Source organism: Pantoea sp. PvP021 (assembly GCF_054056055.1).
Window position 1 is genome coordinate 197,013 of record NZ_JBSRXX010000006.1, and the last position, 21,131, is coordinate 218,143.

Annotated in this window: 18 protein-coding genes, 4 tRNA genes and 1 pseudogene; 19 read left to right on the top strand and 4 right to left on the bottom strand. The window is 56.5% G+C overall.

Annotated elements, in window-relative coordinates; all coding sequences use genetic code 11:
* Positions 1–77: 77 nt before the first annotated feature.
* The 11 genes and pseudogenes from ACVKSX_RS16810 to ACVKSX_RS16860 all read left to right on the top strand — a co-directional run.
* A pseudogene (locus ACVKSX_RS16810) lies at positions 78–197 on the top strand (glucose-1-phosphate thymidylyltransferase 2 RmlA2); the annotation flags it as partial.
* Positions 175–882, top strand: a complete 708-nt coding sequence (rffC, locus tag ACVKSX_RS16815) for a dTDP-4-amino-4,6-dideoxy-D-galactose acyltransferase (RefSeq protein WP_187505912.1) — start codon at positions 175–177, stop codon at positions 880–882. The pseudogene ACVKSX_RS16810 and the gene rffC, both read left to right, overlap by 23 nt.
* Positions 869–1,999 (top strand): dTDP-4-amino-4,6-dideoxygalactose transaminase, encoded by a 1,131-nt coding sequence (gene rffA / locus ACVKSX_RS16820; RefSeq protein ID WP_010671668.1) that lies wholly within the window; start codon positions 869–871, stop codon positions 1,997–1,999. The genes rffC and rffA overlap by 14 nt, the downstream gene beginning before the upstream one ends.
* Positions 1,999–3,249, top strand: a complete 1,251-nt coding sequence (gene wzxE / locus ACVKSX_RS16825) for a lipid III flippase WzxE (RefSeq protein WP_033780852.1) — start codon at positions 1,999–2,001, stop codon at positions 3,247–3,249. The genes rffA and wzxE overlap by 1 nt, the downstream gene beginning before the upstream one ends.
* Positions 3,246–4,313 (top strand): TDP-N-acetylfucosamine:lipid II N-acetylfucosaminyltransferase, encoded by a 1,068-nt coding sequence (locus tag ACVKSX_RS16830; RefSeq protein WP_163640828.1) that lies wholly within the window; start codon positions 3,246–3,248, stop codon positions 4,311–4,313. The genes wzxE and ACVKSX_RS16830 overlap by 4 nt, the downstream gene beginning before the upstream one ends.
* Positions 4,310–5,653: an ECA oligosaccharide polymerase gene (gene wzyE, locus ACVKSX_RS16835; protein ID WP_033767575.1), complete on the top strand. Its 1,344-nt coding sequence runs from the start codon at positions 4,310–4,312 to the stop codon at positions 5,651–5,653. The genes ACVKSX_RS16830 and wzyE overlap by 4 nt, the downstream gene beginning before the upstream one ends.
* Before the next feature lie 25 nt (positions 5,654–5,678).
* Positions 5,679–6,419 carry a lipopolysaccharide N-acetylmannosaminouronosyltransferase gene (wecG, locus tag ACVKSX_RS16840; protein WP_010671671.1) on the top strand — a complete coding sequence of 247 codons (741 nt, stop codon included), beginning with the start codon at positions 5,679–5,681 and terminating at the stop codon, positions 6,417–6,419.
* A 158-nt stretch (positions 6,420–6,577) separates the two neighbouring features.
* Positions 6,578–6,654 (top strand) — tRNA-Arg (locus ACVKSX_RS16845).
* Between the two features lie 98 nt (positions 6,655–6,752).
* Positions 6,753–6,828, top strand: a tRNA-His gene (locus ACVKSX_RS16850).
* Between the two features lie 16 nt (positions 6,829–6,844).
* A tRNA-Leu gene (locus ACVKSX_RS16855) sits at positions 6,845–6,931 on the top strand.
* 20 nt (positions 6,932–6,951) lie between these two features.
* Positions 6,952–7,028 (top strand) — tRNA-Pro (locus ACVKSX_RS16860).
* Positions 7,029–8,140: 1,112 nt separating this feature from the next.
* On the opposite strand, the gene hemY is transcribed toward ACVKSX_RS16860, so the two are convergent.
* The 4 genes from hemY to hemC are packed head-to-tail and all read right to left on the bottom strand — an operon-like array spanning position 8,141 to position 12,165.
* Positions 8,141–9,337, bottom strand: coding sequence for a protoheme IX biogenesis protein HemY (gene hemY, locus ACVKSX_RS16865; RefSeq protein ID WP_010257339.1), 1,197 nt, complete (start codon positions 9,335–9,337; stop codon positions 8,141–8,143).
* A gap of 2 nt (positions 9,338–9,339) precedes the next feature.
* Positions 9,340–10,473, bottom strand: a complete 1,134-nt coding sequence (hemX, locus tag ACVKSX_RS16870) for a uroporphyrinogen-III C-methyltransferase (RefSeq protein ID WP_010257336.1) — start codon at positions 10,471–10,473, stop codon at positions 9,340–9,342.
* A gap of 25 nt (positions 10,474–10,498) precedes the next feature.
* Positions 10,499–11,227: a uroporphyrinogen-III synthase gene (hemD, locus tag ACVKSX_RS16875; protein WP_354439225.1), complete on the bottom strand. Its 729-nt coding sequence runs from the start codon at positions 11,225–11,227 to the stop codon at positions 10,499–10,501.
* Entirely contained in the window at positions 11,224–12,165 is a 942-nt protein-coding gene (gene hemC, locus ACVKSX_RS16880; RefSeq protein WP_033773337.1) for a hydroxymethylbilane synthase, read from the bottom strand. Before hemC ends, hemD begins: the two co-directional genes overlap by 4 nt.
* A 315-nt stretch (positions 12,166–12,480) precedes the next feature.
* On the opposite strand from hemC, the gene ACVKSX_RS16885 reads away from it, so the two are divergent.
* From ACVKSX_RS16885 to ysgD, 8 genes are all read left to right on the top strand, one after another.
* Complete coding sequence (locus ACVKSX_RS16885; protein WP_010257330.1) at positions 12,481–15,039, top strand: class I adenylate cyclase; 2,559 nt, start codon at positions 12,481–12,483, stop codon at positions 15,037–15,039.
* Between the two features lie 147 nt (positions 15,040–15,186).
* Positions 15,187–15,387, top strand: coding sequence for an LPS translocon maturation chaperone LptM (gene lptM, locus ACVKSX_RS16890; protein ID WP_010257328.1), 201 nt, complete (start codon positions 15,187–15,189; stop codon positions 15,385–15,387).
* A 28-nt stretch (positions 15,388–15,415) separates the two neighbouring features.
* The gene (dapF, locus tag ACVKSX_RS16895; protein WP_010257326.1) at positions 15,416–16,240 is read left to right on the top strand and encodes a diaminopimelate epimerase; all 825 of its coding nucleotides are present in this window, start codon (positions 15,416–15,418) and stop codon (positions 16,238–16,240) included.
* Positions 16,237–16,941, top strand: a complete 705-nt coding sequence (locus tag ACVKSX_RS16900) for a DUF484 domain-containing protein (RefSeq protein WP_010257324.1) — start codon at positions 16,237–16,239, stop codon at positions 16,939–16,941. Before dapF ends, ACVKSX_RS16900 begins: the two co-directional genes overlap by 4 nt.
* Complete coding sequence (xerC, locus tag ACVKSX_RS16905) at positions 16,938–17,843, top strand: tyrosine recombinase XerC (RefSeq protein ID WP_010671674.1); 906 nt, start codon at positions 16,938–16,940, stop codon at positions 17,841–17,843. Before ACVKSX_RS16900 ends, xerC begins: the two co-directional genes overlap by 4 nt.
* Positions 17,840–18,556 (top strand): 5-amino-6-(5-phospho-D-ribitylamino)uracil phosphatase YigB, encoded by a 717-nt coding sequence (yigB, locus tag ACVKSX_RS16910; protein WP_010257318.1) that lies wholly within the window; start codon positions 17,840–17,842, stop codon positions 18,554–18,556. The genes xerC and yigB overlap by 4 nt, the downstream gene beginning before the upstream one ends.
* A gap of 154 nt (positions 18,557–18,710) precedes the next feature.
* Complete coding sequence (gene uvrD / locus ACVKSX_RS16915; RefSeq protein WP_010257313.1) at positions 18,711–20,873, top strand: DNA helicase II; 2,163 nt, start codon at positions 18,711–18,713, stop codon at positions 20,871–20,873.
* A 67-nt stretch (positions 20,874–20,940) separates the two neighbouring features.
* Positions 20,941–20,997 carry a YsgD/CorL family protein gene (gene ysgD / locus ACVKSX_RS16920; RefSeq protein WP_353748370.1) on the top strand — a complete coding sequence of 19 codons (57 nt, stop codon included), beginning with the start codon at positions 20,941–20,943 and terminating at the stop codon, positions 20,995–20,997.
* Positions 20,998–21,131 lie beyond the last annotated feature (134 nt).

A 21,131-nucleotide genomic window follows, 5' to 3' on the forward strand; every position in this document is an offset into this window, starting at 1 on the left:
TCTGATCACGTGCGGTGCCGGGTTTATCGGTTCTGCACTGGTGCGCTTTACCGTATAAACGGCTTACATGTGTGGGTGCCTGGCGTAACAGCTGGCTGAGTGATGACCAGTTGCGGGCCGCGGGTGAAGCGCTGACAAAAACCGGCTACGGCCAATACCTGCTGGATTTATTACATGCCCGTCCACGTCAATATTAATCCCCTTAGCTGGGAGAGCGCATTCTTCGGTGTTGATACCGTGCGGCTGGAGCCGCAAGGTGACATTCCGCTGGAACAGGCGCTGCGTCATCCCTGTGCGCTGATGCAGATAAAAGTCGCTGCCAGCGAGACGGCACTGATTGATACGCTGCAGCAGCATCAGTTCCGGCTGGCAGAAGGCGAAGCAGATCTGACGCTGGCGGTGAAACAGACTGAACGGCAGGCGGGAATTCGCATTGCGCGCGAAGCCCAGATCCCGCTACTGCGCGATGCTGCCTCACAGCTCTTCAGCCAGAGTCGTTTTCGCGCGCCCTGGTATGCGCCGGACGCCAGCGGACGCTTCTATGCGCAGTGGATTGAAAATGCGGTACGCGGGGCGTTTGACGATCAGTGTCTGGTGGCAAGCGATGCCGCGGGTCAGCTGCAGGGATTTGTTTCGCTGCGCGCGGTGGATGGCGACGCCCGCATTGGCCTGCTGGGCGTACTGCCCGACGCGCAGGGCCAGGGGCTGGGTCAGCGACTGATGCTGGCGGCGGCAGACTGGGCGCGGGTACGACAGCTGGCTCAGCTTCGGGTTGCTACCCAGCTCAGCAATCTCACGGCGATGCGCCTCTATTTACGCAGCGGTGCCCGGCTCGACAGCACCGCGTACTGGTTTTACAGGAAAGGTCATGATTCCATTTAATGCGCCCCCGATTGTGGGCACAGAAATTGAGTATATGCAGTCGGCGATGAACAGCGGCAAGCTGTGCGGCGATGGTGGATTTACCCGTCGCTGTCAGCAGTGGATGGAGCAGCGGTTTGGCAGCAAAAAAGTGCTGCTGACCCCCTCCTGTACCGCTTCGCTGGAGATGGCGGCGCTGTTAATCGATCTGCAGCCCGGCGATGAAGTGATTATGCCGAGCTACACCTTTGTCTCTACCGCCAACGCCTTTGTGCTGCGCGGCGCCCGCATTGTGTTTGTCGATGTGCGCCCGGACACCATGAACATTGATGAAACGCTGATCGAAGCGGCCATCACTGAAAAAACCCGCGCCATTGTGCCGGTGCATTACGCAGGCGTGGCCTGTGAAATGGACACCATTATGGCGCTGGCGGCAAAGCATAAGCTGTTTGTGATTGAAGATGCGGCGCAGGGCGTGATGTCACGCTACAAAGGTCGTGCGCTCGGCACCATCGGTCATATTGGCTGCTTCAGTTTCCACGAAACCAAGAACTACACCGCTGGCGGCGAAGGTGGCGCGACGCTCATTAACGACGCCAGCCTGGTCGAGCGCGCCGAGATCGTGCGGGAAAAAGGCACCAACCGCAGTCAGTTCTTCCGGGGTCAGGTCGATAAATACACCTGGCGCGATATGGGATCGAGCTATCTGATGGCCGATCTGCAGGCAGCCTATCTCTGGGCGCAGCTGGAAGCCGCTGAACGTATCAACCAGCAGCGGTTACGCATCTGGCAGCGTTATTACGATGCGCTGCAGCCGCTGGCGGCTCAGGGACGCATCAGCCTGCCGGTGATCCCCGCCAGCTGTGAACACAATGCGCACATGTTCTATATCAAACTGCGCGATCAGGACGATCGTCAGGCGCTGATAAACTGGATGAAAGAAGCCGAGATACTGACGGTGTTTCACTATATTCCGCTGCACAGCTCGCCCGCCGGTGAGCGGTTCTCGCAGTTTGTCGGCGACGATCGCTTTACCACGCGGGAAAGTGAACGCCTGCTGCGTCTGCCGCTGTTTTATAACCTGTCGGATAATAATCAGAGCACGGTTATCAGCTCACTGCTGAGCTTCTTTTCCTGATGTCATTAGCCAGAGCCTCAGTGTGGACCGCATCGTCCACGCTGGTAAAAATTGTGGCCGGCCTGCTGGTCGTCAAACTGCTGGCGGTCAGCTTCGGACCCGAGGGTGTCGGCCAGGCGGGGAACTTCCGTCAGTTGATCACCGTGCTGGGTGTGCTGGCGGGCGCAGGCATCTTTAATGGCGTCACCACCTATGTGGCGCAGTATCAGCAGCAGCCCGAGCAATTGCGGGCGATGGTGGGCACGGCATCAACCATGGTACTGGGCTTTTCCGGTGTGCTGGCGCTGCTGTTTCTGCTGGCGGCGGCACCCATCAGCATCGCGCTGTTTGGTCACGACCGCTATCAGGGCGTCATCCGCGTGGTGGCCTTTCTTCAGCTCGGCATCGCCTGGGCCAACTTTACCCTGGCGCTGCTGAAGGGCTATCGCGACGCGCGCGGTAATGCGCTGGCGCTGATTCTCGGCAGCCTGATTGGCGTGGCGGGCTATCTGCTCTGCTGGTGGCTGGGCGGCTATCAGGGCGCGCTGACGGGTCTGGCGCTGGTGCCGGCTTTGCTGCTGCTGCCTGCACTCCTGATGCTGAAACGCCGTGCGCCGCTGCCGCTTAGCTGGCTGCGACCGCAATGGCATCCTGAGCTGGCCCGTAATCTGGCAAAATATACGCTGATGGCGCTGATCACCGCCGTGACCCTGCCGGTCGCCTGGGTGCTGATGCGTAATCTGCTGGCGGAGCAGCAGGGCTGGGCACAGGTCGGATTGTGGCAGGGCGTCACCAGCATTTCCGATGCCTATCTGCAATTTATTACCGCGACGTTTAGCGTCTGGCTGCTGCCGACGCTGGCGCGGCTGGATAACAAACGCGACATCGCGCGCGAGATTGGCCGTGCACTGCGCTTTGTCCTGCCCGCCGTAGCGGTTGCCAGCCTGGGTGTCTGGGTACTGCGCGATTTCGCCATCAGCCTGCTGTTCTCTGAAGCGTTTCGCGGGATGCGCGATCTCTTTGTCTGGCAGCTGTGCGGCGATGTTTTTAAGGTCGGCGCCTATGTTTTCGGATATCTGGTTATCGCCAAAGCCTCGCTGCGCTTTTATGTTCTGACTGAGATCAGCCAGTTCCTGTTGCTGACCCTGTTTTCACGCTGGTTGATCCCGTTACATGGCGCGGCGGGTGCGGCGCAGGCCTATATGTTTACCTATATGGCTTACTTTGCCCTGTGTTGTGGCGCTTTTATTGTTTACTGCCGGAAAAAATGACTTTAATTCACGTTTTGGGATCGGACATTCCCCACCACAATCTTACGGTGCTGCGCTTTTTCAACGACGTACTCAGCGTTGAGCAGCCTGCGGCTGCGCAACGCCATTTTATGGTGGTGACGCAGCAGCCCGAGAGCCTGACGCCGTTCAGTGCGTTGCAGATCGAGTGCTTTACCAGCAAGAAAGCGCTGGCGCAGGCGGTACTGCAGCGCGCCAGAAATCGTCAGCAGCGTTTTTTCTGCCACGGACAGTTTAACCCGTGGATCTGGCTGGCGTTACTCAGCGGTAAGCTGCGTCGTTCACAGCTCTTCTGGCACGTCTGGGGCGCCGATCTTTATGAAGATTCGCGCAGCCTGAAGTTCCGCCTGTTCTATCTGGTCCGCCGGATAGCGCAGGGGCGGGTTGCACAGGTTTTTGCGACCCGGGGCGACCTGCATCACTACCAGCAGCGCCATCGGCGCGTACCCGGTTCACTGCTCTATTTTCCCACCAGAATGCCCGCCGCAGCCGTTGAATCTGTCCCGTCGGAGCCTTTTACGCTGTTGCTGGGCAACTCGGGCGATCCGAGTAACCGACACATCGAAGGCTTAAAAGCGATTCACGCGCAGTTTGGCGAGCAGGTGCGTATCGAGGTCCCTTTGGGCTATCCGCCAGGTAATGAGGCTTATATCAGCCAGATTAAGGCCGCTGCCGATGCGCTGTTCCCGAACGGGCAGGTGAATCTGATGCGTGAAAACCTGGCGTTTGATGATTACTTAGCCCTGCTGGCGCGCTGCCATGTCGGCTATTTTATGTTTGAACGTCAGCAAGGGGTGGGAACACTCTGCCTGCTGATTCAGGCCAACGTGCCGTTTGTCCTGACCCGCAAAAATCCATTCTGGCGTGATGTGGCAGAGCAGCAGCTTCCGGTATTGTTCAGCGAAGATACGCTGTCGCCTGCGGTGATCGCCGAGGCACGTCGTCAGCTGATAAGCTGTGATAAACAGGCTATCGCCTTTTTTGCGCCGGGTTATCTGGCGGGCTGGCGAGCCGCGTTACAGCTCAGCGAAGGGGAGTTGTCATGAGTCTTATGCAGTTTGGCGGCCTGCTGGTGGTCTATCTGCTGTCGCTGGTTTTTATTCTGACCCTGACCTGGCGGGAGTTTAAGCGCGTCCGTTTTAACTTTCATCTGTTCTTCACGCTGCTGTTCTTACTGACCTTTTACTTCGGCTTCCCGCTGACCTCCGTGCTGGTGTTTCGCTTTAATGTTGAAGTGGTGCCGGTTGAGAACCTGCTGGAGGCGCTGCTGTCGGCCACGGCGTTTTACGCCATTTATTACGTCAGCTATAAAGTGCGGCTGAAACCCGCCAGCGCGTCTCCGGCGAAGCCCTGGCTGCAGATGAATCGCGTCGAAACCCATCTGACCTGCGTGATCCTGGCGCTGGTGGCGCTGGGTACCGTGACGGTGTTCTTCATTCATAACGGTTTTCTGCTGTTCCGCCTGACCGCCTATAACCAGATTTTCTCCAGTGAAGTGTCGGGTGTAGCGCTTAAGCGCTTCTTCTATTTCTTTATTCCGGCGATGCTGATCCCCTACTTTTTGAGCCCGACGCGCCGCAACTGGCTGCTGTTCCTGGTGGTGACCGTTGCCTTTGGTTTACTGACCTACGCGCTGGTGGGCGGTACCCGCGCCAATATCATTATTGCGTTTGCCCTGTTCCTGTTTATCGGGATTACCCGTGGCTGGATCACTTTGTGGATGCTGGCAACGGCGGGCGTGCTGGCGATTGCAGGAATGTTCTGGCTGGCACTGCGCCGCTATAACCTCGACGTTATGGGCGATGAAGCGTTCTATACCTTTCTGTATCTGACGCGTGATACCTTCTCGCCGTGGGAGAATCTCGCCTTGCTGCTGGATAACTACGCCAGAATTGAGTTTCAGGGGCTGGCACCGCTGTGGCGTGATTTCTACGTTTTCATTCCGACCTGGCTCTGGCCGGATCGGCCGCTGGCAGTGTTAAACAGTGCTAACTACTTCACCTGGGAAGTGCTGAACAACCATTCTGGCCTGGCGATTTCACCCACGCTGATAGGGTCGCTGGTGGTGATGGGCGGCGTCTGGGCGATTCCGATCGGTGCGGTCGCGGTAGGGATGATTATAAAAGCCTTTGATGCAATCTATCAGCGTGGCTGTCTTGAGACCAACCGTTACACCGGCGCCATCCTGCAAAGCTTCTGTTTTGGCGCGGTCTTTAACATGATCGTGCTGGCACGCGAAGGCCTTGATGCGTTCGGTTCACGCGTGGTGTTTTTCTGCATCATTTTTGCTGCCTGTCTGGGCATGGCTAAATTACTTTTCTGGTTACTGGATCGCGCAGGTTTGATTCGCGACCGCAGCAGGCGGGTGTTGCACAGCCCGCTCTGAGTAGCCTCTGGGATTGACGGAAGATATGACAAAGTTAACTGAGACGCCGCAGTACCGGATCCGCGGCGTTGAGTTGTATGGCTTCGAAAACATGCCGTCGGCGGTGAATTTTCTGATGCCGCCGCACAGCGTACGCAGCGGTATTTTAGTGGCGATTAATGCGGAGAAGATCCTGACCGCTGAGCGGGATGAGGGATTACGCACGCTGTTAGCGCAGGCGGAATATGCATACGCCGATGGCATCAGCATTGTGCGCTCGATTCGTAAAAAGTATCCACACGCGTCGGTGCAGCGCATTGCGGGTGCTGATTTATGGGAAGCGCTGATGGAACGCGCCGGGCGGGAAGGGACGCCTGTATTTCTTATCGGCGGTCGTCAGCAGGTGCTGGATGAAACCTGCGATAAGCTACGTCGTCAGTGGAATGTGAATATTGTCGGGGCGCAGGACGGCTATTTTGCGCCAGCCGATCAGGATGCGCTTTTTGCCCGGATTGCGGCCAGCGGCGCGAAGCTGGTGACTGTAGCGCTGGGGTCGCCCCGTCAGGAGCTGTTGATGCTGGCGTGCCGTGCGCACTGGCCTGATGCGCTCTATATGGGCGTGGGTGGAACGTACGATGTTTTCACCGGCCATGTGAAGCGAGCGCCTGAGATTTGGCAGCGGCTGGGGCTGGAGTGGCTCTATCGTCTGATTCGGCAGCCTGGCCGCCTGCGCCGGCAATTAAAACTGCTTAAATATTTGCGCTATCACTGGCGTGGCGATCTCTGATATTGCTGATAAATGCCGCATTTTTACGCGTTGTGAGAGAGGAAATGCACTATTTGTCGACAAAATGCACAAAGCGTAATCAAACGCGTCTTTTTATTTAAAAAGCACTAGACACGATGGGCGCTTATCTCTAGTATGCACATCCGCAACGGCGCTACGCGCCCGTAGCTCAGCTGGATAGAGCGCTGCCCTCCGGAGGCAGAGGTCTCAGGTTCGAATCCTGTCGGGCGCGCCATATCGTTTGTGCGCATGAGCTTCGGTGGTTGATTTACCGCGGTTGGCAGTAGAGATTTAAATGCTGCAGGTTTTTAACTTGTGACATTAAGTATTGTGGTGGCTATAGCTCAGTTGGTAGAGCCCTGGATTGTGATTCCAGTTGTCGTGGGTTCGAGTCCCATTAGCCACCCCAGATTTTGCTGGGAAACGCGAAGGTGGCGGAATTGGTAGACGCGCTAGCTTCAGGTGTTAGTGTCTTAACGGACGTGAGGGTTCAAGTCCCTCTCTTCGCACCAGGCAAAACAGTTAAAAAAATCGGCGAGTAGCGCAGCTTGGTAGCGCAACTGGTTTGGGACCAGTGGGTCGGAGGTTCGAATCCTCTCTCGCCGACCATTTTAGAAACCTGTCTGAAAAGACAGGTTTTTTTTCGTCTGCAGAAAAGAGGATGAGGACCTCCGAAGGAGGTTTAGGTGGGTACAGCTAAATAAGTTTGCTGTAAATCCGAGCCTGCGAAGGGAACATGGTCAGATCGGAAAGTCGCTTAAGCCATCCATGGCCGCTCGGCCCACGCCGTCCCTGGCGTGGGACGCTTTCCTCTTCTGACCATGCTCCCTGCGCGTTGAGCTTATGCGCTGTGGTCAGATGCATCCGGGTTTAGATCTGTCATTTGTCTGAAGCGTCCTTGTAAGTATCAGATGCGTCTGCCATACGTGAAGCGAAGGGAGCATACGCCTGTAGCAAAGCATCGCGCCGCCCGGATAAAAACGCCGGGAGCGTTTTTGAACAACGCAAAGCGTTGGCCCGACTACGGGCGCACCTCAGGGATGAGGTGCGTAATCGCCCGCGCTGAGGATGGCGTCTTTTGACGTCTTTGCGTAAGACGTATGCCTCCCTGAAGCCCGCACAGCAGTGAGAGCGGGCTGCTTGTTAGCTAATCCTTTGATGCCAGCTCACCCTTGATTTCGCCAGTTGTCAGATAAAGTTGCTTAAACAGGAGCAACAGCGTCGTGAATTGCCGACAAATAAGTCATTGTTATTGTTGATTTCACAGAGAGATTGACCTTGCTGTCTCCATTCAGAGACAGAGAAAATGCCAGCTGTCGCTGGATACCGACATTTCCCGACAGGCCTGTTAAATGAAGCTTTGAGCTAATTCTTTAACCTACTGATTTATTGTGATTTTAAAAATAATCATAAACCTGGCACGGCTTGTGCAATACTTCTGCTGTAGATGCTCATTCCACCTCTTATGTCTGCTGATGCTACATAAACCTGGGAATGATGCAGAGCCAATTTTAGGTACCTGTTGTCTGCCTGCCTGTATCGCGAAAGCCTTACAGGGTTAACAGACACCACGTTGAGTCAGGTACCTCCCGGTTGTCTTACCGACCTGATCTTACACCTGCCAGTGGCAGGTGTTTTTTTTTTGCCTGCGAAAGCGTGCTGGCAGATTGCGGGCACAAAAAAGCCGGGCAAGCCCGGCTTTATCAGGTATGAAAAGAGGATCAGGCGTTGGGATTGTTCTTCAGTGTGAGTAACAACCCTTCACGACGCATCTTCGCCGCTTCTTCCGGGCGACGCAGACGATCATAAACATCCGCCAGCCATGCATAATCAAACGCGTCAGGACGCTGTGCCAGCGCCTGCTGCAGTGCCTCAGCAGCCTGCTGCCATTCACCATGACGCATCAGCAACTGCCCCAGCGTACTGTGCAGCAGCGGTGTTGCGCCGTGTTGTTTGATTTGCTGGCGCAATACTTTCTCCAGCGCTTCCGGATTACCGCTTTTGATACGAGGCATCAACAGTACCAGACGATCGTCATAATGACGCTTGAGGCCCTCCAGCACGATCGATTGCGCGGTGTCGTGATCGTTGCATTCAATCAGATGATCCGCCATGGCCACCTGCAGCGTCGTTTCCTGACGGGTTTTGCGGCTCAGATCGTTCCACCAGCGCTTCAGCCCATCGCTGCCCTGGTCAGCCATCGCCTGATTCATCAGACCCAGCCAGGCTTGCTGCTGTAATGCATCACGATGCAGCTCATCGCCGACCTGCGCCTTCTGCATGGCAGGCAGAATATCCAGCAATGCACTCCAGGCACCAGTACGGACATACGCCTGTTCGGCCAGGCGCAGCACTTCAGGATGACGCGGTGCCACTTCCAGCAGACGGTCAATGCTATGACGCGCAGCATGATCTTCGTTACGTGCCAGCTGAATACGTGCGCGGGCAATTTCTACCGGAATGGTGTTGCTCTCCGACAGCTCTGCAGCACGTTCAAGATGCTGATTGGCACGGATTTCATCACCACGCTGTTGCGCAGCTTCTGCTGCCAGCAGGTAGTTCGCCACCGGCACATCAGCGTGATCGGCATCTTTAGAAAGCAGTTTTTCCACCTGACGGTGATCGCCTTCTGCCAGCTTCATCAGCGCCGACTGAGTATGACGCTGGGCGCGACGGCGTTTACGTCCGGTAAACCAGCCACGGGTACGCGCGCCGGTGTGCAGCACGCGGCGCAGCAGCCATTCCACGGCCAGAATCACCAGCAGGCTGAGGATGAGGATAATGACCAGGCCGGTGACGCTGGTTTCGATGTTCCAGTTATCGGTCTGAATCAGCACGTAACCCTGATGACCGGCAATCATCGGTCCCAGCACCACGCCAGCAATCAGCAGGATAAAGAGGATAAATACCTTAAGCATGCTTAGCCTCCCTGCTGATTAGCAGCGGCAGAAGGTTGCGCTAACAGGTTCCGGACGCGGGTCTGCATCAGCTGTTCCAGCAACGGCTGACTTTCCAGGTTATCCGGCAGATCCATATTGATGTTCTGCTGGCTCAGCTCATCCAACTGGGCAAGGAAGGCTTTGGTAGCGGCATCATTGGTGTCGTACCAGGCGCGAACCCACGCGGACACGGTGTCGATAGATTGTTTATAAATCTCATCCTGATGACGCGGTACCGCCTGAGCAGCAATCAGCAGACGCGAGCGGATATTCTCACGCAGGTAAACATCCTGATTAGGTGCCAGCAGCGGCTGGGCGGTGTTATCGCGGCGGCGGATGGTAATAAAATCATCCATAAAGTTATGCCAGCTTTTCACCAGATTCTGACGCCATTCGCGCACGGAACCTGACAGTTCACCGCCATCGCTGTCCATCGGCGCATCATCGCTGTCGTTATCGGCCAGACGCAGATTATCAACGTTGTTCGACAACTGGTTCAGTTTGAGGATCACGCCGTCATAATCGACCTGCGTAACCGAAGAGAGGTTACTGATATCCTGGGTCAGCGCACGACGCACATTCATGACGCTGGGATCATTCATGTCGGCCAGGCTGGCATCGGCGCTTTTCAGCAATGCAGCGGCGGTGGTGACATCCTGGTCGCTCCAGAGTTTGCGGCCAGCCAGTTTCACCAGATAGTCCGCCTGTGCCAGCAACCAGCTGCGCACGTCGTTGCCAGAAATCACGGCCACTTTTTCACGCAGGGTTTCCAGCTCTTTTGCTGACGCGTTCTGCTGTGTCTGGGCTGTCTGCAACGCGGTTTCAGCGCCGCTCAGTTGCTGAGTCAGCTGCTGTTTGTCGCTGCTGGCCTGCTGTTGCAACGCGCTTAATTGTTCGCTCAGCTTCTGATTGGTTTGTGCCTGTAAATCAGCCTGATGTTTCCCGTTAAGGTATAAACCCGCACCAATCGCCAGCGCAATCACAATCGCAACTGCACCCAGCACCATGCCACCATTTTTCGCATTACGCGGTGGTGTGCTGTTGCTGGAAGGAGAGCGGTCGACCGCTGGGGTGGTTTCTTCAACCATGGCGGAGGAGTCTTTTTGTTCCGTCATATGTGGCACATCCCATTGTTAAAGTTCAGCGTAACGCGCGCAGCAGCGCATCGTTATCGGCACCATCGGCTACCTGAATATCCTGCCAACCCAATCCTGCGGCCAGGGTAGCCAAACGTTCACTGACGACAACCAGTCGGCAGTTGAGCAGCCATTCCTCGCGATCAACTGCGGGGAACAGCGAAAAAAGCTGTTGTAACATTTCACCGCTGGTCACCACCAGCACGGAGACACCGCGATCGCGCCAGCGGCGTCCTTCAACGGGTCCATCATAATACTTCTGGCAGCGCTGATAACAGGCTGCAAACGACACCTCAGCACCTCGCCGGGTTAGCGTCTGAGCCAGCAACTCGCGTCCGGGATCGCCACGCAGGATCAGCGCACGTTTACCCGCAACCTGCTGAAGGGTATTCAGCCGGATCAATTCTTCACTGGTTTCATGCGTATGAGGCCAGGTCACCTGCTGTCCGCTGGCGGTATGAAACGCCAGTGCGGTGCTGCGACCAATTGCATAATAGTCCAGCTCAGCGGGCCATGCTGTGACAGTGTGTTGTGCGTAATGTATAACCTGCTGAGAAAGGATAAAAACCAGGTCGCCAGGGCGAAGTGCGGCGAGCTTTTGTGGCAGAGAGGTGAGATCAGCGCCCGGCGCAAATTCAATCAGCGGCAGGCTCCACGCCTGTTTGCCAAGGGCATGCAGGCGTGACACCAGCTCTGCCGCTGCGGGTTCCGGGCGCGTCACCAGAATGGTCATGCCGGCGGCTGCCCCTGGTAAACTTCTTTCAGGATTTCACGCGCGCCGCCATTCAGCAGTTCATCGGCCAGTGAAATACCCATCTGTTCAGCCTGAGCGCGGGGACCACGACGTTCGCCGCTGACCATGACCCGGCCATCCGGTGCGCCGACCATGCCGCGCAGCCAGAGGTCATCGCCTTCCAGCACCGCGAAACTGCCGATTGGCACCTGGCAGCCACCCTCTAAACGGGTATTCATGGCGCGCTCCGCTCGGACACAGACTTCGGTATCATCGTGATTCAGCGCCTGCAACAGGCTGATTAAGGTGGTGTCGTCCAGACGGCATTCAATGCCGACCGCACCCTGACCCACGGCGGGCAGGGAAACTTCGGCAGGCATCGCCTGACGAATGCGATCTTCCAGTCCCAGGCGTTTCAGCCCGGCGACAGCAAGAATAATCGCGTCATACTCTCCGGCATCAAGCTTGCCGAGGCGGGTGCCGACATTGCCCCGCAGCGAGCGGATCACCAGGTCCGGACGGCGCGCACTAATCTGGCACTGACGGCGCAGGCTGGACGTGCCGACAATGGCACCCTGTGGCAGCGCGTCGATGGAGTCATAATGATGAGAAACGAACGCATCGCGCGGATCGTCGCGCTCGCAGATGGTTACCAGGCCCAGACCTTCCGGGAAATTGACCGGCACATCCTTCATCGAGTGCACCGCCATATCGGCACGGCCATCCTGCATCGCCAGCTCAAGCTCTTTGACAAACAGCCCTTTGCCACCCACTTTTGCCAGCGGCGTATCAAGGATGATGTCACCTTTCGTGACCATAGGCACCAGCTCAACGCGCAGTCCCGGATGGGCACTCATGAGTCGTTGCTGTACATAATGTGCCTGCCATAATGCGAGCGGGCTTTGTCTTGTAGCAATTCTGAAAATTTTGTCTAACATGCTGTTAACCATTTTTATCGTTCACTGAATATCCTATCATCTCTGGGTGAAGACTGTCAGTTTCAACGGATTGAAAACGGCCTGCGTGCGGTTTCAGGCCGGTTTATTAAGCCATAACGTGGGAACCAGAGCTGAAAAGGCGGGAAGCTGGTAAGAACGTGCTAAACTGTCAGGTAGCGCAACTTTCTTTACGGTCAATCTGCAGGGTGTTAGATTGATCACGTTTCCAGCAATTATCTGCCCACTTTTTTACTTTATAAGCGGCAGAGTGTGGAAACAGGGTGCTTAAACACTGGGACAATCAGGCGAAACGTCTTGTACCTCTACATTGAGACACTGAAACAGAGACTGGATGCAATTAACCAGCTGCGCGTTGATCGTGCGCTGGCTGCTATGGGACCCGCTTTTCAGCGCGTCTACAGTCTGCTGCCAACCTTATTACATTATCAACATCCGCAGATGCCGGGTTACCTTGAAGGTAGCGTTCCACATGGCATCAGCTTCTTCACGCCTGATGAAAATCAGCGTCAGCTGCTGGCCGATCTCACCGGCGACAGCGATCTGCGTCATGCCGATGCGCCGAAAGGCGAAATGCCGATCACGGCTATCTATTCTATGGGCAGCACCTCATCTGTCGGCCAGAACAGCGTCTCGGATCTCGATATCTGGGTCTGCCATCAATCCTGGCTCGATAATGAAGAGCGTCTGAATCTGCAGCGCAAATGTACGCTGCTGCAGAAGTGGTGCGTTTCGATGGGCGTAGAGGTGAGTTTCTTTCTGATTGATGAAAACCGCTTCCGCCACAACGAAAGCGGCAGTCTGGGCGGTGAAGATTGCGGTTCAACACAACACATTTTACTGCTGGATGAGTTCTACCGTACGGCAGTTCGTATGGCGGGTAAACGGATCCTGTGGAATATGGTGCCGGGCGAAGAAGAGCACAATTACGACGACTACGTAATGTCGCTCTACGCCAAAGGCGTGCTGACCCCTAATGAGTGGCTCGATCTTGGCGGCCTCGGCACGCTGTCGGCGGAAGAGTATTTCGGCGCCAGCCTGTGGCAGCTTTATAAAAGCATCGACTCCCCGTATAAAGCCGTACTGAAAACGCTGCTGCTGGAAGCGTACAGCTGGGAATACCCGAATACGCAACTGCTGGCGATGGATATTAAACAGCGCCTGCATGACGGTGAAATCATCTGCTTCGGGCTTGATCCTTACTGCATGATGCTGGAGCGCGTTACGCACTATCTGACCAGCGTTGACGATCAGCCGCGTCTTGACCTGGTGCGTCGCTGCTTCTACCTCAAAGTGTGTGAAAAGCTCAGCACCGAAGATCATCAGCACCGCACCGGCTGGCGTCGCGAAATTTTATCGCAGCTGGTCAAAGAGTGGGGCTGGAACGAAGAGAAGATTGCCATTCTGGACAACCGCGCTGAGTGGAAAATCGAGCGGGTGCGCGAAGCCCACAATGAATTGCTGGATGCGATGATGCAGAGTTATCGCAACCTGATCCGCTTTGCCCGCCGCAATAACTTAAGCGTCAGCGCCAGCCCGCAGGATATCGGTGTGTTGACCCGTAAACTGTATGCCGCGTTTGAAGCGCTGCCGGGCAAAGTGACGCTGGTGAATCCGCAGATTTCGCCCGATCTCTCCGAGCCCAATCTGACCTTTATTCATGTGCCGCCTGGACGCGCCAACCGTTCCGGCTGGTATCTCTATAACCAGGCGCCGGACATGGATTCGATTATCAGCCATCAGCCGCTGGAATATAACCGCTACCTGAACAAGCTGGTGGCGTGGGCGTGGTTCAACGGACTGCTGACCCGTAAAACCCGGCTGCATATTAAAGGCAATGAGGTTTGCGATCTGGCGCGTCTGCAGGAGCTGGTTAACGATGTTTCCAGCCACTTCCCGCTGCGTCTGCCTTCGCCGACGCCAAAAGCGCTCTACAGTCCGTGCGAAATCCGGCACCTTGCGATTATTGTTAACCTTGAACACGATCCGACGGCGGCCTTCCGCAATCAGGTGGTGCACTTCGACTTCCGTAAGCTGGATGTCTTTAGTTTTGGTCAGCAGCAGCAGTGCCTGATTGGCAGCATCGATCTGCTCTATCGCAACTCCTGGAATGAGGTGCGTACGCTGCACTTCAGCGGCGAACAGGCGATGATCGAAGGGCTGAAAACCATTCTCGGCAAGATGCATCAGGATGCTGCACCGCCCGATACGGTGGAAGTGTTCTGCTACAGCCAGCATCTGCGCGGTCTGATTCGGACGCGGGTACAGCAGCTGGTCTCAGAATGCATTGAGCTTCGCCTCTCCAGCACACGTCAGGAGCCGGGTCGCTTTAAAGCGCTGCGTATGGCGGGTGAGACATGGGGCCTGTTCTTTGAACGCATGAGCGTTTCGGTGCAGAAGCTGGAAAACGCGGTTGAGTTTTATGGCGCGATCTCCAACAACAAGCTGCACGGACTGTCGATCAAAGTCGAAACGAATCAGACGCCGCTGCCACCCGTGGTCAACGGTTATGCCAGCGAAGGCATTATTCAGTTCTTCTTTGAAAACACCACCGATGAGCGCGGCTTCAATATCTACATCCTCGATGAGACCAATCGGGTTGAGGTCTATCATCACTGTGAAGGCAGTAAAGAGGAGCTGGTGCGCGATGTCAGCCGGTTCTACTCCTCATCGCACGATCGCTTTACCTATGGTTCAAGCTTTATCAACTTCAACCTGCCGCAGTTCTACCAGATTGTGAACACCGGTGAGCGATTCCAGGTGATTCCGTTCCGTAGCCAGACGCTGACGCAGCTGTGTACCTCGCAGCCTGATAACGACAACAGCGACTATCAGCCACGCTATCAGGTGCACTGATGCTGACGGGCTGCCTGCGCTCTGCAGGTGGCCGCTATCTTCCCGGCTTGTCACCCGCTTCACGCTATTTGCGGGCATTTCCTGTTGCTTTTCCACCTTCAACTGCGATGATAAGCATCCAGGTAAAGGACATGAAGAGCATAAAGAATGAAGAAAGTAATAAGCCTGTTGGCCATGACACTGGCAGTAATCAGCCTTGCAGGTTGTGGTCTGAAAGGACCGCTCTACTTCCCGCCGAAGGATCAGCCGAAGAAACAACAAGCCCCAACCGACCGCCAGAAAGCGGATGCCTCTAAAGCCGATGTCGGCGGGCTGGTTACCGGCAATTCAGGCGTAAAAGCGAACTAATCTGATGGCTTATCCGGCGGAGCAAAAAATGCAGTTCTCCAAAATGCACGGTCTCGGCAACGATTTTATGGTTGTGGATGCGGTGACACAAAACGTCTTCTTTTCGCCGGAATTGATCCGCCGGCTGGCCGATCGTCATCTGGGGATCGGTTTTGATCAACTGCTGATTGTTGAACCGCCTTACGATCCCGATCTTGATTTCCACTATCGCATTTTCAACGCCGACGGCAGTGAAGTCGCACAGTGCGGCAACGGTGCGCGCTGCTTTGCCCGCTTTGTTCAGCTGAAAGGGCTGACCAACAAAAGTGACATCCGGGTCAGTACGCAGAATGGCCGCATGGTGTTGACCGTCACGCCTGACGACCAGGTGCGCGTGAACATGGGCGAGCCAAACTTTGAGCCTCAGCAGGTGCCGTTCCGCGCCAACAAAGCCGAAAATCTCTATCTGCTGCGCGTGGCCGAACAGACGGTGATGCTGGGTGCGGTTTCGATGGGCAACCCGCACTGCGTTATCCAGGTCGAAAGTGTCAAAACCGCGCAGGTTGAACTGCTGGGTCCGATTCTGGAGAGTCATGAACGCTTCCCGGATCGCGTCAATGTCGGTTTTATGGAGATCATCAATCCCGAACATATCCGCCTGCGCGTCTACGAACGCGGAGCGGGTGAAACGCAGGCGTGCGGCAGCGGCGCCTGTGCTGCCGTTGCATGTGGTATTCAGCAGGGCATTCTGGCACCCAAAGTGCGTGTCGACCTGCCTGGCGGAACGCTGCACATCACCTGGAAAGGCGCCGGTCAGCCGCTCTATATGACCGGGCCTGCGACACACGTCTACGATGGGTTTATTCATCTATGAAAAATATCGAAGAGCAGGCTGACAGTTCGGTTCTGCTGGACGATCAGGCCGTCAGTGATTATCTGCGGCAGAATCCCGATTTCTTTATCCGCAATGCCCGTGCAGTTGAACAGATGGCCGTGCCGCATCCGGTGCGTGGCAGCGTCTCTCTGGTCGAATGGCATATGGCACGGCAACGCAACCATATTCAGCGGCTGGAAGAAGAGATCACGCTGCTGATGGAGCAGGCCAGCGCTAACCACGAACTGTTTGATCGTCTGCTGTCGCTGGAGAGCCATCTGGCCGCGGCTGACTCGCTGCAGGATATGCTCAACCGCCTGCATCGCTGGGCGCGTGAGCTGGGCCTGGCGGGTGCCAATGTGCGGCTGTTCAGTGATAAATGGCTGCTGGGCGCGCCCTCCGATTTCTTTCAGCTGAGCCTCTCGCGTCAGGCGTTTGAACCGCTGCGTATCCAGCGCTTCGGTAACCAGCATCACTATCTTGGCAACATTAACGGGCCGGAACTGCTGCTGCTGCTGCCGCAGGCCAAAGCGATCGGGTCGGTTGCCATGTCGCTAATGGGTGAGGAGGGCGATCTCGGCGTGCTGGTGTTCAGCAGTCGTGACAGCCAGCACTATCAATCGGGCATGGGGACACTGCTGTTGCAGCATCTGTCGCAGATGATGCCTGATCTGCTCTCCCGCTGGGTTGAACGCGCATGAGCAGCGCGCTGCAGGAGGCCGTCGACGGATTTCTGCGCTACCTGAAAGTGGAGCGCCAGCTCAGTCCGTTAACCCAGAGCAGCTATGCGCGCCAGCTTGCCGCGCTGGTGGCGATTGCTGATGAGATGAAGCTCAGCAGCTGGGCGCAGCTGGAACCGGCGCAGGTGCGCAGCATGGCGGCGCGCAGCCGTCGCGCCGGACTGGCCGCCAGCAGCCTCGCGCTGCGGCTCTCCGCCCTGCGCAGTTTTCTCGACTGGCAGGTGAGCCAGGGTTTGCTTTCTGCCAACCCGGCCAAAGGGGTGATGACGCCGCGTAAAGCACGCCATCTGCCTAAAAACATTGATGTTGATGAAGTAAATCAGCTGCTGGAGATCGACCTTAGCGATCCGCTGGCGGTGCGCGACCGGGCGATGCTGGAAGTGATGTATGGCGGCGGTTTGCGTCTCTCTGAACTGGTGAATATGGATTGTCGCCACGTCGATCTCGATTCAGGCGAAGTGTGGGTAGTCGGTAAGGGCAGCAAAGAGCGCCGGATACCGATTGGTCGCACGGCGGTCGCCTGGATCCAGCACTGGCTGCCGCTGCGTGAAACCTTTGGCGGCCAGGATGATGCGCTGTTTCTTTCGACGCGCGGCAACCGCATCTCGCCACGCAACGTGCAGAAACGCTTTGCCGAATGGGGCATCAGACAGGGCGTGGCCAGCCATATCCATCCGCATAAGCTACGACACTCATTTGCCACGCATCTGCTGGAATCCAGCGGTGACCTGCGCGCCGTGCAGGAGTTGCTGGGTCACGCAAACCTGTCGACGACCCAGATCTATACCCATCTCGATTTCCAGCATCTGGCTTCGGTGTATGACGCTGCGCATCCCCGCGCCAAACGAGGAAAGAACGAATGAAGTTTTATCGTCCGCTGTCGGCCATAAAAGCCATGACCTTCGACCTTGATGACACTCTCTACGATAACTACCCGGTCATCCGTCGTACCACCCTGGAGTCCCATGCCGCGTTGCAGGCTTTTCATCCGGCGCTGCGTGACTTCACGCCGCAGGATTATCAGCAGTTGCGCGATGAGCTGCTGCAGCGCGAACCTGATATCTATCATGATGTTTCGGAGTGGCGACGCCGTTCGGTTGAGCTGGCGATGCTGAATATCGGCCTCTCTGCCGCTGAAGCCACTGCGGGTGCGGCAGAAGTGATGGCGGTCTTCCATCAGTGGCGGAGTCAGGTCGAGATGCCGGATGAGACGCACCAGACGCTGAAAACCCTGGCGGAGAAAATCCCGCTGGTGGCGGTCACCAACGGCAACGCCTGCCCGGAAAAAATGGGCATTGCCGAATACTTCCGCTTCACGCTGCGGGCCGGGCCAGACGGGCGCGCCAAGCCGTGGCAGGATATGTATCAGCTTGCCGCGCAACGCCTTGATATCGCGCCACACCATATTCTGCACGTGGGTGATGACCTGACCACCGACGTGGCGGGCTCACTGCGCTGCGGGCTGCAGGCCTGCTGGATTAACCTGCGACAGGGCAACCTGATGCATATCCCGGATGCGCGCCTGTTGCCGCACGTCGAAATTTCGCGGTTGGCATCACTCACCTCACTGCTATAATGGCTGTAAATTTATCCAGTCGTCTCCACTTTTTGTTTTGCCGCCGTCCCTTATCCGGCACCTGTGTCGCCGCCTGACTGGCAGCGATAACGCCCTGCGGCAGGCGGAATAATCAGTGTGACGACGGCGTTTTTTTCTTTGGTAATCGGTGCTTATGGACGTTTCTGAACTGCTCGATGGTTTGAATGACAATCAGCGCGCTGCCGTTGCGGCACCGCGCAGTAACCTGCTGGTGCTGGCAGGCGCGGGCAGTGGTAAAACGCGGGTGCTGGTGCATCGTATTGCCTGGCTGATGTCGGTGGAGAACTGCTCGCCCTATTCGATTATGGCGGTGACCTTTACCAACAAAGCGGCAGCGGAGATGCGTCACCGTATCGAGCATCTGATCGGCACCAGTCAGGGCGGAATGTGGATCGGAACCTTTCACGGTCTGGCGCACCGCTTACTGCGCGCCCACCATCTTGACGCCGGTCTGCCACAGGATTTTCAGATCCTCGACAGCGAAGATCAGCTACGTCTGCTCAAGCGCCTGATCAAATCAATGAACCTTGATGACAAACAGTGGCCTGCGCGTCAGGGCATGTGGTACATCAATGGCAAAAAAGATGAAGGCCTGCGACCAAAGCATATCGAAAGCTACGGCAATCCGATTGAGCAGACCTGGCTGCGCATCTATCAGGCCTATCAGGAAGCCTGTGATCGCGCCGGTTTAGTCGACTTTGCCGAGCTGTTGCTGCGCGCCCATGAGTTATGGCTCAACAAGCCACACATTCTTAATCACTACCGCGAACGCTTTACCAACGTGCTGGTGGATGAGTTCCAGGATACCAACAACATTCAGTATGCCTGGATTCGGATGCTGGCGGGCGACAGCGGCCGGGTGATCATCGTGGGCGATGATGACCAGTCGATCTACGGCTGGCGCGGCGCACAGGTCGAGAATATTCAGCGCTTTCTGCAGGATTTCCCCGGCGCGGAAACGATCCGTCTGGAGCAGAACTACCGCTCAACCAATAACATCCTGAAAGCCGCCAACGCCCTGATCGCTAACAACAATGGTCGCCTGGGGAAAGAGCTGTGGACCGAAGGCAGCGATGGCGAACCGATCTCGATCTACTGCGCCTTTAATGAGCTGGATGAAGCACGCTTCGTGGTTAACCGCATCAAAGTCTGGATGGAGAACGGCGGCGCGCTTAACGACTGCGCCATTCTCTATCGCAGCAACGCCCAGTCGCGTGTGCTGGAAGAGGCATTGCTGCAGAGCAGCATGCCGTACCGTATTTATGGCGGCATGCGCTTCTTCGAACGTCAGGAGATCAAAGATGCGCTCTCCTATCTGCGTCTGATGGCGAACCGCAATGACGACGCGGCATTTGAACGCGTGGTGAATACCCCGACGCGCGGCGTGGGCGATCGCACGCTCGACGTGGTGCGTCAGACGGCCCGTGAACGTCAGATGACGCTGTGGCAGGCAACGCGTGAACTGCTGCAAAGCCGTGCGCTGGCTGGCCGGGCCGCGTCTGCGCTGCAACGCTTCTGTGAACTGGTTGATTCACTGGCAACCGAAACCGCCGAGTTACCGCTGCATGTTCAGACTGACCGGGTCATCAAAGACTCTGGCCTGTGGCTGATGTATGAGCAGGAAAAAGGTGAGAAGGGTCAGGCGCGTATCGAAAACCTTGAGGAGCTGGTGACCGCTACGCGGCAGTTCAGCTATCAGGATGAAGATGAAGATCTGATGCCACTGCAGGCCTTTTTATCCCACGCCGCGCTGGAAGCGGGCGAAGGCCAGGCAGACAAATGGCAGGATGCGGTTCAGCTGATGACGCTCCACTCGGCAAAAGGGCTGGAGTTCAGCCAGGTGTTTATCGTCGGCATGGAAGAGGGCATGTTCCCGAGCCAGATGTCACTGGATGAAGGTGGCCGGCTGGAGGAGGAACGTCGTCTGGCTTATGTCGGCGTGACCCGTGCGATGCTCAAGCTGACGCTGACCTACGCCGAAACCCGCCGACTCTATGGTAAGGAAGTGTATCACCGGCCGTCCCGTTTTATCGGCGAACTGCCCGAAGCGTGCATAGAAGAAGTGCGTCTGCGCGCCAGCGTCAGCCGTCCGGTAAACCATCAGCGGATGGGTGCCCCGGTGACCAAAAATGACAGTGGATTCGCGCTGGGTCAGCGTGTTCATCACGCAAAATTTGGCGAAGGCACCATCATTAATCTGGAAGGCAGCGGCGAGCATAGCCGTCTTCAGGTGGCGTTTCAGGGGCAGGGAATCAAGTGGCTGGTGGCGGCTTACGCGAAGCTTGAAACGCTTTAGCGTGCGGTTGACGGCTTTTTCGTCTCAGCGTAACATGCGCCCACTATTATCATGAGAGGACAATGCCTTGGACACGCCCAGTCGATGCTGGCTCAATGACCTGGATTCCAGGAATAACATCTAAGGCTACCTCTTTACGCGGGTAGCCTTAGCGGTTATCAGCGACCTCCCTTTTTGATTCCGTCGCGAGTCAGCACTGATTTATCTCTGAAACTCTGTTTCCGTGTTCAGGCTGCCCGTTCCATGTTGAGGAACGGC

Excerpts from the sequence above, each read along its gene's own strand:
- rffC (WP_187505912.1), top strand. The coding sequence starts at position 175 with ATGCCCGTCCACGTCAATATTAATCCCCTTAGCTGGGAGAGCGCATTC.
- rffA (WP_010671668.1), top strand. The coding sequence starts at position 869 with ATGATTCCATTTAATGCGCCCCCGATTGTGGGCACAGAAATTGAGTAT.
- wzxE (WP_033780852.1), top strand. The coding sequence starts at position 1,999 with ATGTCATTAGCCAGAGCCTCAGTGTGGACCGCATCGTCCACGCTGGTA.
- ACVKSX_RS16830 (WP_163640828.1), top strand. The coding sequence starts at position 3,246 with ATGACTTTAATTCACGTTTTGGGATCGGACATTCCCCACCACAATCTT.
- wzyE (WP_033767575.1), top strand. The coding sequence starts at position 4,310 with ATGAGTCTTATGCAGTTTGGCGGCCTGCTGGTGGTCTATCTGCTGTCG.
- wecG (WP_010671671.1), top strand. The coding sequence starts at position 5,679 with ATGACAAAGTTAACTGAGACGCCGCAGTACCGGATCCGCGGCGTTGAG.
- hemY (WP_010257339.1), bottom strand. The coding sequence starts at position 9,337 with ATGCTTAAGGTATTTATCCTCTTTATCCTGCTGATTGCTGGCGTGGTG.
- hemX (WP_010257336.1), bottom strand. The coding sequence starts at position 10,473 with ATGACGGAACAAAAAGACTCCTCCGCCATGGTTGAAGAAACCACCCCA.
- hemD (WP_354439225.1), bottom strand. The coding sequence starts at position 11,227 with ATGACCATTCTGGTGACGCGCCCGGAACCCGCAGCGGCAGAGCTGGTG.
- hemC (WP_033773337.1), bottom strand. The coding sequence starts at position 12,165 with ATGTTAGACAAAATTTTCAGAATTGCTACAAGACAAAGCCCGCTCGCA.
- lptM (WP_010257328.1), top strand. The coding sequence starts at position 15,187 with ATGAAGAAAGTAATAAGCCTGTTGGCCATGACACTGGCAGTAATCAGC.
- dapF (WP_010257326.1), top strand. The coding sequence starts at position 15,416 with ATGCAGTTCTCCAAAATGCACGGTCTCGGCAACGATTTTATGGTTGTG.
- ACVKSX_RS16900 (WP_010257324.1), top strand. The coding sequence starts at position 16,237 with ATGAAAAATATCGAAGAGCAGGCTGACAGTTCGGTTCTGCTGGACGAT.
- xerC (WP_010671674.1), top strand. The coding sequence starts at position 16,938 with ATGAGCAGCGCGCTGCAGGAGGCCGTCGACGGATTTCTGCGCTACCTG.
- yigB (WP_010257318.1), top strand. The coding sequence starts at position 17,840 with ATGAAGTTTTATCGTCCGCTGTCGGCCATAAAAGCCATGACCTTCGAC.
- uvrD (WP_010257313.1), top strand. The coding sequence starts at position 18,711 with ATGGACGTTTCTGAACTGCTCGATGGTTTGAATGACAATCAGCGCGCT.